Source organism: Pseudomonas sp. WS 5011 (assembly GCF_012985775.1).
Taxonomy (GTDB): Bacteria; Pseudomonadota; Gammaproteobacteria; order Pseudomonadales; family Pseudomonadaceae; genus Aquipseudomonas; species Aquipseudomonas peli.
Map to the genome: position 1 here is coordinate 18,202 of NZ_JAAQXA010000020.1, position 12,529 is coordinate 30,730.

The window sequence follows — 12,529 nt, forward strand, 5'->3', positions numbered from 1 at the left end:
GCGCGCTGCTGCGTGGTCTGTTGCGTCAGGCCGCTCTATTGCGATTTACGAACCCGCAGATACCACTCGGAGAGCAGGCGTACCTGCTTGTCGGTGTAACCGCGCTCGACCATGCGGGTGACGAAGTCGTTGTGCTTCTGTTGATCCTCCTTGCTTGCTTTGGCGTTGAAGCTGATGACCGGCAGCAGGTCCTCGGTGTTGGAGAACATCTTCTTCTCGATCACTACCCGCAGTTTTTCGTAGCTCAGCCAAGTCGGGTTCTTGCCATTGTTGTTGGCACGGGCGCGCAGCACGAAGTTGACGATCTCGTTGCGGAAATCCTTCGGGTTGCTGATACCGGCTGGTTTTTCGATCTTTTCCAGCTCTTCATTGAGGGCTACACGGTTGAGAATCTCGCCGGTCTCCGGATCGCGGTATTCCTGATCCTGAATCCAGAAATCGGCGTACAGCACGTAGCGGTCGAAGATGTTTTGCCCGTACTCGCTGTAGGACTCCAGGTAGGCCGTTTGGATTTCCTTGCCTATAAACTCGATGTAGCGCGGCGCCAGGTACTCCTTGATAAAGCGCAGGTAGCGCTCACGCGTTTCTGCCGGGAACTGTTCCTGCTCGATCTGCTGCTCCAGCACATAGAGCAGGTGCACCGGGTTGGCGGCCACTTCATGGGGGTCGAAGTTGAACACCTTGGACAGGATCTTGAAGGCGAAGCGGGTGGACAGGCCGTTCATCCCCTCATCCACGCCCGCCGTATCGCGGTACTCCTGAATCGACTTGGCCTTAGGGTCGGTGTCCTTGAGGTTTTCGCCGTCGTAGACGCGCATCTTCGAATAGACGTTGGAGTTTTCCGGCTCCTTCAGGCGGCTGAGGGTGGAGAACTGCGCGAGCATCTTCAGCGTGTCCGGTGCGCAATGCGCTTTGGCCAACGAGCTGTTGAACAGGAGCTTGTCGTAAATTTTGATCTCGTCACTCACGCGCAGGCAGTACGGCACCTTGACGATGTAGATACGGTCTATGAAGGCTTCGTTGTTCTTGTTGTTGCGGAAACTGTGCCACTCGGACTCGTTGGAGTGGGCCAGCAGGATGCCGCTGTAGGGAATCGCGCCGAGGCCTTCGGTGCTGTTGTAGTTGCCTTCCTGAGTTGCGGTGAGCAGTGGGTGCAGCACCTTGATCGGTGCCTTGAACATCTCGACGAATTCCATCAGGCCCTGGTTGGCCCGGCACAGTGCGCCTGAATAGCTGTAGGCGTCGGCGTCGTTCTGTGGGTATTCCTCAAGCTTGCGGATGTCCACCTTGCCGACTAGGGCGGAAATGTCCTGATTGTTCTCATCGCCTGGTTCGGTTTTGGCGACGGCGATCTGGTTAAGGATCGAGGGGTAGAGTTTGACCACGCGGAACTGGCTGATGTCGCCGCCGAATTCCTGCAGGCGCTTGGTGGCCCAGGGCGACATGATGCTATTCAGGTAGCGCCGGGGAATGCCGTAGTCCTCTTCGAGGATGGCGCCGTCTTCGGCGTCGCTGAACAGGCCCAGCGGTGACTCGAACACCGGGGAACCCTTGATCGCATAGAACGGCACTTTCTCGATGAGGTGCTTGAGCTTCTCCGCCAGCGAGGATTTACCGCCGCCCACTGGGCCAAGTAAGTAGAGGATCTGTTTCTTCTCTTCGAGGCCTTGGGCTGCATGGCGGAAGTAGGACACGATCTGGTCGATGCACTCTTCCATGCCGTGGAAGTCAGCAAAAGCCGGGTAACGGCGGATCACCTTGTTGGAGAAAATGCGCGACAGCCGTGGGTCGGTCGAGGTGTCGAGCAGTTCAGGCTCGCCAATGGCCAGCAACAGGCGTTCGGCTGCCGAGGCGTAGGCGCTGCGATCCTGTTTGCACAGCTCGAGGTACTCCTGGAGGGTGAACTCCTCCTGGCGAGTCGCTTCGAAACGTTGTTGGAAGTGGCTGAAAATGCTCATGACTTCACCTCGCTCGATGCGCAGAGCCGGTGCGGGGTCGGTCAGGTGCTTGGCAGCTCCGGTGCGGATGCAGCCGGGTAAAACCCCCAGAACACCAAATAGTCATACCGATGGCCCGATGCCGTTTGGCCGGCTCTACCTTGTTTTGGATGGCCTAGGCTAAAGGATAGTTCGGAATCGGCGGGGTCAAGTGGCGGGGAACGATAACAGGATATTACCGTTGGTCAGTGGAGGCCGGCAGGCCGCTGCTGGTGCGGCCTGTGCGGTGAAAAAAATTATTCTTCGGCGGCTTGTGCGGTGTCGCTGGGGAAGGTCGCACGCCACAGCTCGAAACCACCATCAAGGCTGTAGACATCACTGAAGCCTTGGCCGACCAGATAGGCCGCTGCGCTTTGGCTGGAGTTGCCGTGGTAGCAGGTGACGATCAGCGGGGCATCGAGATCAGCCTGAGTGATAAAGACATGCAGCGAGTGGTTGTCGAGGTGTTGCGAGCCGCTGATGTGGCCGGCGGCGAAGCTCTGCGGGTCACGGATGTCGACCACTACGGCGCCTTGCTGGCGCAGGGCCTGAGCCTGCTCTGGGGGGATGCGTTTGAATTCGCTCATGCTTGCTCCTTACAGTCGCAGCTGTATTTTTCGCCGCTATCGATATTCATCAGGGTCATGCTCGCGCCCCATACGCAGCCGGTATCCAGGGCGATCACGTCGGGTTCAGTCGATTGCCCTTCGAGCGCTGCCCAGTGGCCGAAGATGATCCGTTGGCCACGGGTCTTGCGCTGTTTGTAGCTGAACCAGGGGGCGTAGCCCGGTGGTGCTGAGCCGACGCCTTCCTTGCTTTTCAGGTCGAGGGTGCCGTCGGCTTTGCAGAAGCGCATGCGGGTGAAGTAGTTGGTGATGACCCGCAGGCGCGTAACACCGTGCAGGTCGCCGTCCCACTTGGCTGGTTCGTTGCCGTACATGCCGTCGAGAAACAGCGGCAGGCGCGCGTCATCACGCAGGGCTTCTTCCACTTCGGCCGCGCGGCGGAGGGCTTTGTCCATGTTCCACTGCGGAGGGATGCCCGCGTGCACCAGGGCGGTATCGCGGGCTTCATCGTAATGCAGGAGTTTCTGCTGGCGCAGCCAGTCGAGCAGGTCAGCCGCTTCCGGCGCGTCGATGATTTCGCGCAGGGTATCGCCTCTCTTCAGTCGCTCGATATTGTGCGCTACGGCCAGCAAGTGCAGGTCGTGGTTACCCAATACGCAGGTCAATGCATCGCGGATGCTGTAGAGGAAACGCAGCGTTGCCAGGGATTCAGGGCCGCGGTTAACCAGATCACCGACCAGCCATAGCTTGTCCTTCGCTGGATCAAAGGCCACGCGTTCAAGCAGGCATTCCAACGGTTTCAGGCAGCCTTGCAGGTCGCCGACAGCGTAGGTGGCCATCAGTGCAGCGAGCCCGGCACCGCAAGACGGAAGGGCGCGATCAGTGCGTCAAAGCGTTTACCGTCTTCGGCGAGCATCTGATAGCTGCCCTGCATGATTCCGACGCGGGTGGCCATCACCGTGCCGCTGCTGTAGGTGTGGCTGGCGCCAGCCTCGATCAGCGGCTGTTGGCCGATGACGCCGGCGCCGCGCACTTCCTGCACACGGCCGTCACCGTCGGTGATCACCCAGTGGCGCGAGAGCAGTTTGGCCGGCAGTTCACCCTTGTTGCTCACCGTGACGGTGTAGGCGAACGCAAAACGGTTCTGCTCCGGCTGGGATTGCTCCGGCAGGTAGCGGGTTACGACGCTGACGTCGATGTTGTAACGCGAATCGCTCATGCGTAATTAACTCGGTGGGCAGAAACCCAGTCTAGCCGCTGTCAGTCGGCGATGGAGTGTTCAGCCAGTTTGTCCGCCAGGCGTACAAACGCAGCCAGGTCCAGTTGTTCAGGGCGCAGGCTGCCATCGACGCCCGCCGCTTCGATGGCATCGGCCGGCAGTAAGTTCTTCAAGGTGTTGCGCAGGGTCTTACGCCGTTGGTTAAAGGCTTCGCGCACCACACGCTCAAGCAGGTGGTGGTCCTTGGCCGGGTGCGGCAGCACCTCGTGTGGCACCAGGCGGACGATCGCTGAATCAATCTTTGGCGGCGGATTGAACGCGCCAGGACCGACATTAAACAGGTGCTCCACACGGCAGTGGTACTGCACCATGATGGACAACCGGCCCCAGTCGCCGCCGCCGGGCACTGCTGCCATGCGCTCAACCACTTCCTTCTGCAGCATAAAGTGCATGTCGCGAATCAATGCGGCATTGCTCAGCAGGTGGAAGATCAGTGGCGTGGAGATGTTGTAGGGCAGGTTGCCGACCACACGCAGGCTGCGTGGTGCAGCCTGTAGCTGGTTGAAGTCGAATTTGAGGGCGTCGCCCTGGTTCAGGCGAAAGCGCGGGTTGCTGCCGAACTGGTGTTGCAGGATCGGTACTAAGTCGCGGTCGAGTTCAATCACGTCGAGCTGCGCGCCGCTGCTCAGTAACCCTTCGGTCAATGCGCCCTGGCCTGGGCCGATTTCCAGCATGTGTTCACCTTCGCGGGCGAAGATGGCGCGCAGAATGCGGTGAATCACCCCGGCGTCATGCAGGAAGTTTTGGCCGAAACGCTTGCGCGCGCGGTGTTGGTATTCGGACATGCAGCAGCTCCAGGCTTCAAAGCATCGGCTTGAAGCGAATTTAACGCGGGTAGAAAGCCGGACAGTTTAACAGCATTGGCGGAGTACGCCCCGTGCCGGGCGTTGCAGTCAGGCGCTTTTCACCTGGCTGGCGGCCATTTCATAGGCCGTTTGCAGGGCGACCTGTAGGCTGCCGCTGTCGATTTTGCCGCTACCCGCCAGGTCCAGCGCCGTGCCGTGATCGACCGAGGTGCGGATAATCGGTAGACCCAAGGTGATGTTCACCGCAGCGCCAAAGCCTTTGTATTTGAGCACCGGCAAGCCCTGGTCGTGGTACATCGCCAGCACCGCATCGCAGTGCTCAAGGTGTTTGGGAGTGAACAGCGTGTCGGCGGGTAGTGGGCCGATCAGGTTGATACCTTCGCTGCGTAACTGCTGCAGGGTGGGCTCTATCACCTCGATTTCTTCCATGCCCAAATGGCCGCCTTCACCGGCGTGCGGGTTGAGACCGCAAACCAGAATACGCGGGGCAGTGATGCCGAATTTCGTGCGCAGGTCATGGTCGAGAATACGTGTGACGCGACTGAGACGCCCTGGGGTGATGGCTGCGGCTACATCCTTGAGTGGCAAATGTGTTGTCACCAACGCCACACGCAGGCCGTGGGTAGCGAGCATCATCACCACCTGCTCGGTGTGGGTCAGTTCGGCGAGAAACTCGGTGTGCCCGGAGAAGGCAATCCCGCCTTCGTTGATCACGCCCTTGTGCACGGGGGCGGTAATCATGCCCGCGAAGTGGCCGTCGAGGCAGCCCTGGCCGGCGCGGGTCAGTGTTTCCAGTACGTAGGGCGCGTTACGTGCGTTCAGCTGGCCAGCAACCACGGCCGCGGCGAGTGGTGTATCCCAGACGTACAGACTACCTGCCGCCGCAGCCTGGCTTGGCCAGGCACCGGGGCTGACGTTGATCAGGTCAATGCTTAACCCAAGCAGCTGGGCGCGCTCAGCTAACAAGTCGCGACTGGCGATGGCAATCAGCGCGTGCTGCTGTGCGTGACGCGCCAGCAGCAGGCAGAGGTCGGGGCCTATGCCGGCTGGTTCGCCAGGTGTTAGCGCAAAAAGACGGGCGGTGTTCATGGAGGGGCTCTCACGTCTGTGCCATAAGGGTTAGCCCATCAGGTGGCGAGGGCGGTGAGGCATTATGCGTCGCCCTGGCGAGTAGCTGCCAGGTTTGAGCGGCCACAAAAAAGCCTGGCTCTGCAGATGCATCAGCCAGGCTTTTCGGTTGTCTGCGCGAGCGCGATGCGCCTGTCAGAGTTTGGTTTCGACGTAGGCCTCGTCGCGGATCTGGCGTAGCCACGCTTGCAGCTCTTCATCGTACTTGCGGTTACGCAGTACGGTCATGGCCTGCTGCTCGCGGTACTGTGCGCTGCTGTCCGTGGCGCGGCGGCCCATGACTTCGAGAACATGCCAGCCGTAAGGACTCTTGAAGGGTTTGGACAGCTCGCCAGCTGGCGTGTTGTTCATCACTTCGCGGAATTCAGGCACCAGTACATTCGGGTCGATCCAGCTCAGGGTGCCGCCGTTCAGCGCCGAGCCTGGGTCTTCGGAGAAGTTCTTCGCCAGTTCGGCGAAATCTTCCCCGGCCAGGATCCGCTGGTACAGACGTTCAACCAGGCGTTTGGTTTCAGCTTCGCTACGGATTTCGCTGGGTTTGATCAGGATGTGGCGAACGTTCACTTCATCGCGTACCTGGCTGTCACCGCCGCGCTTTTCCAGCAGCTTGATCATGATAAAGCCGCCGGGAGTCCGCATCGGCTCTGTCACCTGGCCAACCGACAAGGCGCTAAGCATGCTGTCGAAAGGCGGTGGCAACTGCCCGGCTTTACGCCAGCCCATTTCGCCACCTTCCAGCGCGGTTTCGCTGGCCGAGCGGGCAATGGCCAGCTGGGCGAAGTCGGCACCCTGTTGAAGCTGCTGGTACAGCTCACGAGCTTGACGCTCGGCTGCCTGAATATCTTCCGGAGATGCAGCTTCGGTGACCGGGATCAGGATGTTAGCCAGGCGGAATTCTTCCGACAGCTGCATCTTGCCCATGTCTGAGGCGAGGAAGTTTTGCACTTCCTGATCGGTTACCTGGATGCGCTCAGCCACGCGGCGTTGGCGCACACGGCTGATGATCATCTCGCGGCGAACTTGGTCACGGGCATCGGTGTACGAGAGGCCATCTGCCGCCAAGGCGGCGCGGAACTGCTCGATGCTCATGCCATTACGCTGGGCGATGGTGCCAATGGCCTGGTTCAGCTCTTCATCAGTGATGCGAATGCCAGAGCGTTCGCCAATCTGTAGCTGGATGTTCTCGATGATCAGGCGCTCAAGCACTTGCTGGCTGAGCACGTGCTCCGGCGGCAGGGCTGCACCGCGCTGGGTGATGGTTTGCTGCACTTCACGCAAGCGTGAGTCGAGCTGGCTTTGCATCACTACATCATTGTCGACAATCGCTACAACGCGGTTGAGTGGTTGAACCGCAGCATTTGCTGCGGTACCCAGAAACAGCGCGCCCAACAGCAGGGGGCGCACGCAATCAGAAAGCTTGATCTTCACGTTCACGATAACCTTGAATGCCTTGGTCGAGGAAAGTCTCAACTTTATTGCCGACTACGCCACCCAGACCTTTGAGTACGATCTGCAAGAAGATGCCGCGATCAGCCTGGTCGTTCAGTGACGGGTTCAAGCTGACTTCGTCGTAGTCAATCCAGTAACGGTTGATCAGACGCAGTTTCCAGCAGCAGCTGTCGTACTCGAAGCCTGCGAAGGCCTCCAGCGTACGGTCGCGGCCGTAGTCATACTGCCAGCGAGAGATCACGCTCCACTGCGGCACGATTGGCCAGATGACCGAGAAGTCGTGCTGGCTGATCTTGTAGTAGTCCTTGATGTAGTTCGGGCTGCCCGGGGTACCGTAGTCGCCACCGCCTACTACCCAGTTACCACTGGCTTCGTCATAGCGCACAGTATCATTGCGGTAACGGTAACCGGCGTTGACCACCTTGTTCGGATTGTCTTCTGGCTGGTAGTGGAACATGGCGCTGCCCGAGCGGGTGCTGCCACTGTCTGGATCCCAGTTGAAGTCCGACGAGAAGCGCCAGTCGCGGTTAAAGCGATACAGGTACTCAAGCGCGTAAGGCGATACCGATGCAGTTGCATCACCGCGAGTGCGGTAATCAATGCCTGGCAATTGGACCTGGCGATCTTCAAAGTAGAACGCTTGGCCAATGCTGAAGCGCTGACGCTCAAAACCATTTGGCTCAATCCAGCGATTGGTCACACCCAGAGAGAGTTTGTTCTCGTCGCCGATACGATCCTTGCCGGAGAAGCGGTTTTCACGCCACAGCGAGGAGTAGCTGAAGTTGCTTTCGCCGGTGTCAAAGACCGGAATGTCTGTCTGGTCTTCCTCGGGTACATAGAGGTAGAACAGGCGAGGCTCAAGGGACTGGCGGTAGGACTTGCCGAACCATTGAGTGTTGCGGTCAAAGTACAGGCCGCTGTCCAGGCTGAACATACCGACGCCACGGCTTTGACTGCTTTTGTATTCCTGTTCTGCCAGCAGCGAATTCTTGCCTTGCTGATCAAGTGTCAGATCGTAGTTGGTCTGCAGATACTTGACCTGCGGTTTGATATAGCCCCAGCTCCAGTTGAGCGGCAGGCTGACGCCTGGCTCGACATGCAGGCGATCGCCGTTGGCGCGAGCCAGGCCTTTGACGACGGTGTCGTACCACGGCGTGCCGATGCTTCCATCGGCGTTGAGCGGGCCGCCGTCTTCATCAATAAAGTTGCCTTTGCGCAGGCTACGGTCGAAACGCACATATTCCGTGCCATAACTGAAGTTAACGCCTGCGGGTTTAAATGGCAGTACGCCGTCCAGAGTCAGTTGTGGCAGGCGGTTATACGGGGTGATGTCAGTAATGTTGGCCAGCTCATAAGCATGAGCATTCAGGCGGGCTGTGTAACTGTCGCCACGATAGGTCAATGTGCCGCGCTGATTGACATAACCCGTTGCGCTTACACCCAGGTCAGTATCCAGGTCCTGGAAGTAGTAAGGGTCGCTGATGTCGGTGTAATCAACTTCCGCCAGCAGGCGCGAAGTCAGGCCTGTCTTGTGTTGCCAGCTGTACATCCAGCGCTGATCTTCGTAATCCGACTGCAGCTTACGATCATCGTTACTGTCGTCGAGGTACGCGCCGCCAACCTGACCTTCGCTGTTCTTGGTGAGGTAGCGGAATTCGCCTTCCATCATCAAGCCGCGATCGCTCATATAGGTCGGGTACAGCGTTGCGTCATAGTTTGGCGCAAGGTTGAAGTAGTACGGCGTTTGCAGGGTCAGGCCATTATCGCTTGAGCTGCCGATGCTCGGCGGCAGGAAGCCGGACTGGCGACGGTCATCAATCGGGAAGTAGATATAAGGTGTGTAGAACACCGGAATATTCTTCACCCGCAGAGTGACGTTGGTCGCGGTGCCGAAACCGGTGGCCGGGTTCAGGGTGATGTTGTTGCCCTTCAGGTGCCAAGCGTTACTGCCGGGCTCACAGCTGGTATAGGTGCCGTCTTTCAGACGGATAATCGCGCTTTCTTCGCGCTTGGCGTAGAGCGCGTTGCCGCGGATATGGCTCTTGTGCAGGACGTATTCGGCGTTGTCGACTTTGGCTTCACCATTGTCCAGCTGCAGCTCGGCGCGGTCACCCACTACCAGCATGCCCTGATCACGCAGGCGCACATTGCCGATCAGCTCGCCGCGGTTTTCCGCCTGGCGCAGGTTGGCTTCATCCGCTTCGACTTGCATGCCCGCTTGGCGCAGAACCACATCACCGGCGAGGGTGGCGACTTGCTCTTCTTGCTCATAACGCGAGGCTTTGGCCGATACGAACATCGGTGCCTCGTCCATCGGCGTTTTGTCGTCCATGCCCGGGCGCGTCGGCTCTACATACGCGCCTGCGCAGTAAGGGCCGGCTTCAGCCAACTGAGCAGCGCTGAGGTTTTCGCGCGGCACCCAGTCCAGGTGGCTGTAGTCGGCGCTGCGCGACACGAGGCCTTTGCCACGACTTTCAGTCACCAGGGTCGCTTGCGCGGTTTTCCCTGCAGCTGCTTCGGTGCTGCCTTCACCAGCGTTGCTGCTGGCGACCGAATCACGTTGTACTGGCCGTGCAGGCAGTGCAGCATTGCTGGCTTTCGGGGCACATGCCCAGCCGCCGGTGGCGGAAACCTGGCAATCATACTGCTCATCAGCGATAGCAAAAGGAACGGCTAAAGGTTGTAGCGCCAGAAGGCTGCCAGTGACCAGTAGAGGGAATTTTTTACGAAACGCGGGGTATTTTACTGCCATCTTATTTTTTCCGGGCTTCCTGCGCGCCATTGGCCCTGAGGCCGCACGCCTCTCGATGGGCTTGAAAAGATGCTGGATAATAAAGCATGACCCGCGCAACGGCTAGCGCCGTCGGAGACCTTGTAATGCCTGATGAAGATGTACGCTTAAAACTTCTCGAAAACTGGCTGGATCAGCAGCTACCTGGGCTGTTTGCTAAACAGGGTTGGGGCGCTGTACCCGCCGCCACGCTTACCTCTGCCAGCAGTGACGCGAGTTTTCGTCGCTATTTTCGCTGGCAAGGCGCAGGGCGCAGCCTGATCGTGATGGATGCGCCACCGCCGCAGGAAGACTGCGCGCCCTTTGTTAAAGTGGCGCATTTGCTGGCTGAAGCACGCCTCAATGTGCCGCAGATTCTCGCTGCTGACCTTGAGCGAGGCTTTCTATTGCTCAACGATTTGGGCCGGCAGACCTACCTGGATGTGATCAACGAAGACAATGCTGATGAGTTGTTTGCTGATGCGCTGCAAGCGCTATTGGCGTTTCAGCGACTGCCGATGACCACGCCACTCCCCCACTATGATGACGCTTTGCTGCGTCGTGAACTGCAGCTCTTCCCCGAGTGGTATGTACAGCGCCACCTGGGTGTCGAGTTCAGCGAGCAGCAGCAGGCTCTCTGGCAACGTGCCAGTCAGTTGTTGATCGACAGCGCGCTGGCCCAGCCCAAGGTGCTGGTGCACCGTGACTACATGCCGCGCAACTTGATGCTCAGCGAGCCGAATCCGGGTGTGCTGGATTTTCAGGATGCCGTCTATGGCCCGGTGACGTATGACGTCACTTGTCTCTTCAAGGATGCCTTCCTCAGTTGGCCCGAGGTGCGCGTAAGCAGCTGGTTGGAGCAGTACTGGCAGCAGGCGCTTGAGACAGGTGTGCCGGTTCAGCCGGTGCTGGATGATTTTCTGCGAGCCAGCGACCTGATGGGGGTGCAACGCCACCTCAAGGTCATAGGCATCTTCGCGCGCATTTGCCATCGCGATGGCAAGCCCAAGTACCTGGGGGATGTGCCGCGATTCTTCTCTTATATAGAGGCGGTATTGGCGCGTCGGCCGGAGCTGGCCGAACTGGCAGAGTTGCTTGGTAGCCTGCGACAGGAGTCTGTATGAAGGCGATGATTCTGGCCGCCGGTAAAGGTGAGCGGCTGCGCCCGCTGACCCTGCATACACCCAAGCCATTGGTGCGTGCGGCCGGCGTGCCCTTGATCGAGTACCACGTGCGTGCGTTGGCGTCGGCCGGGTTCACCGAGCTGGTGATCAATCATGCCTGGCTGGGACAGCAGATCGAGGATTACCTGGGTGATGGATCGCGCTTCGGCGTCAGCATTGCCTATTCCGCTGAGGGTGAGCCGTTGGAAACCGGCGGCGGGATCTTTCAGGCCTTGCCTTTGCTAGGCGATCAGCCGTTTGTGCTGATCAATGGCGATATTTTTACTGACTACCCCTTTGCCGAGTTGCGCCGTCCGTTATCCGGCCTGGCGCACCTGGTGCTGATCGAGAACCCTGGCCATAACGTCAAGGGCGACTTCTGTTTGCAGAAAGGACAGGTTACGGATGCGCAAGCAGGCCAGGACAGCCTGACCTATAGCGGCATGGCGGTGTTATCCCCCGCGCTGTTCAGTGATTGTCAGCCGGGCGTCTTTTCGCTGGCACCGCTGTTGCGTGCCGCGATGGCAACCGGACAGGTAACCGGTGAGCGGTTTGATGGTTGCTGGGTGGATGTGGGAACCCATGAACGTTTGGCCCAGGTCGAGCAGTTGCTAGAGGCGCGGCGCTGAGATGCTTTGGCCTGCGACCCTGCTGGGGACGGTTGCGGGGCTGGCAGTGGCCAGTATTCCGGGCGCCATGCTCGGCGGTTTGCTCGGGCAGGTACTGGATCGGCGTCTGCGCCTAGAGTCGTGGGCAGCCTTGCGTGAACGCTTAGGTGGTCGCGCAGAGTCGCGTGATGAGTGGCTACTTTTCGTCTTGCTGGGGCGTTTGGCCAAGAGTGGCGGCCGTGTTCTGCCCGTGCATATTCAGCAAGCGCGGGCAGAAATGACGCGTCTTGGGCTGGACACCGAGGGGCAGCGTCAGGCGATAGCGGCCTTCGCGCAGGGCAAGGTGGGCCGTGACAGCCTGCGAGCGCCACTGCGGCGCCAGCGTGCACGTCGTGAAGCATTACTGCGTGCCTGCTGGCGGATGGCCTGGGTGGATGGCCAGGTCAGCCAGGCCGAGCGTGAGCTCATCATGCTCTGGGGCAAATGGTTGCAGGTGTCCTCGGCAACCCAAACGCAGCTGAGTGATGCTTATGCACCGCAACAAGGCCCGCTGGTGTCGACGGCCAGCAACGCCTATCAGCGTGCCCTTACGTTATTGAATGTAACTGCCGATGCCGAGCCTGCGCAGATCAAGCAGGCGTACCGGCGTTTATTGAGCCGCCACCACCCGGACAAGCTGGCGGGCAGCGGCGCCACGCCTGAGCGTGTGCGCGAAGCCACTGAGCGCACCCGTGAATTGCACCAAGCCTATGATTTGATTCGCCAGCGCCACGGTTTTCGCTGA

Annotated in this window: 11 protein-coding genes; 3 read left to right on the forward strand and 8 right to left on the reverse strand. The window is 59.5% G+C overall.

What is annotated here, in order from left to right; all coding sequences use genetic code 11:
- Nucleotides 1–35: 35 nt before the first annotated feature.
- From HBN63_RS17970 to HBN63_RS18005, 8 genes are all read right to left on the reverse strand, one after another.
- On the reverse strand, nucleotides 36–1,958 hold the full coding sequence (locus tag HBN63_RS17970; protein ID WP_160089444.1) for a PrkA family serine protein kinase: 1,923 nt from the start codon (nucleotides 1,956–1,958) through the stop codon (nucleotides 36–38).
- 275 nt (nucleotides 1,959–2,233) lie between these two features.
- The gene (gene glpE / locus HBN63_RS17975; protein ID WP_170050353.1) at nucleotides 2,234–2,563 is read right to left on the reverse strand and encodes a thiosulfate sulfurtransferase GlpE; all 330 of its coding nucleotides are present in this window, start codon (nucleotides 2,561–2,563) and stop codon (nucleotides 2,234–2,236) included.
- Nucleotides 2,560–3,381: a symmetrical bis(5'-nucleosyl)-tetraphosphatase gene (locus tag HBN63_RS17980; RefSeq protein ID WP_170050354.1), complete on the reverse strand. Its 822-nt coding sequence runs from the start codon at nucleotides 3,379–3,381 to the stop codon at nucleotides 2,560–2,562. Before HBN63_RS17980 ends, glpE begins: the two co-directional genes overlap by 4 nt.
- Nucleotides 3,381–3,761, reverse strand: a complete 381-nt coding sequence (apaG, locus tag HBN63_RS17985; RefSeq protein ID WP_090256071.1) for a Co2+/Mg2+ efflux protein ApaG — start codon at nucleotides 3,759–3,761, stop codon at nucleotides 3,381–3,383. Before apaG ends, HBN63_RS17980 begins: the two co-directional genes overlap by 1 nt.
- 41 nt (nucleotides 3,762–3,802) lie before the next feature.
- Nucleotides 3,803–4,606, reverse strand: a complete 804-nt coding sequence (gene rsmA, locus HBN63_RS17990) for a 16S rRNA (adenine(1518)-N(6)/adenine(1519)-N(6))-dimethyltransferase RsmA (RefSeq protein WP_170050355.1) — start codon at nucleotides 4,604–4,606, stop codon at nucleotides 3,803–3,805.
- 108 nt (nucleotides 4,607–4,714) lie between these two features.
- The gene (gene pdxA / locus HBN63_RS17995; RefSeq protein ID WP_170050356.1) at nucleotides 4,715–5,716 is read right to left on the reverse strand and encodes a 4-hydroxythreonine-4-phosphate dehydrogenase PdxA; all 1,002 of its coding nucleotides are present in this window, start codon (nucleotides 5,714–5,716) and stop codon (nucleotides 4,715–4,717) included.
- Nucleotides 5,717–5,890: 174 nt separating this feature from the next.
- Entirely contained in the window at nucleotides 5,891–7,183 is a 1,293-nt protein-coding gene (locus tag HBN63_RS18000; protein WP_167354484.1) for a peptidylprolyl isomerase, read from the reverse strand.
- On the reverse strand, nucleotides 7,164–9,956 hold the full coding sequence (locus HBN63_RS18005) for an LPS-assembly protein LptD (protein WP_170050357.1): 2,793 nt from the start codon (nucleotides 9,954–9,956) through the stop codon (nucleotides 7,164–7,166). The genes HBN63_RS18000 and HBN63_RS18005 overlap by 20 nt, the downstream gene beginning before the upstream one ends.
- 125 nt (nucleotides 9,957–10,081) lie before the next feature.
- Here HBN63_RS18005 and HBN63_RS18010 point away from each other — a divergent pair, with 125 nt between their 5' ends.
- The 3 genes from HBN63_RS18010 to HBN63_RS18020 are packed head-to-tail and all read left to right on the forward strand — an operon-like array spanning nucleotide 10,082 to nucleotide 12,529.
- Nucleotides 10,082–11,098 (forward strand): phosphotransferase, encoded by a 1,017-nt coding sequence (locus HBN63_RS18010; protein ID WP_170050358.1) that lies wholly within the window; start codon nucleotides 10,082–10,084, stop codon nucleotides 11,096–11,098.
- On the forward strand, nucleotides 11,095–11,766 hold the full coding sequence (gene murU, locus HBN63_RS18015; RefSeq protein ID WP_170050359.1) for an N-acetylmuramate alpha-1-phosphate uridylyltransferase MurU: 672 nt from the start codon (nucleotides 11,095–11,097) through the stop codon (nucleotides 11,764–11,766). The genes HBN63_RS18010 and murU overlap by 4 nt, the downstream gene beginning before the upstream one ends.
- A 1-nt stretch (nucleotide 11,767) precedes the next feature.
- Nucleotides 11,768–12,529, forward strand: coding sequence for a DnaJ domain-containing protein (locus tag HBN63_RS18020; protein WP_170050360.1), 762 nt, complete (start codon nucleotides 11,768–11,770; stop codon nucleotides 12,527–12,529).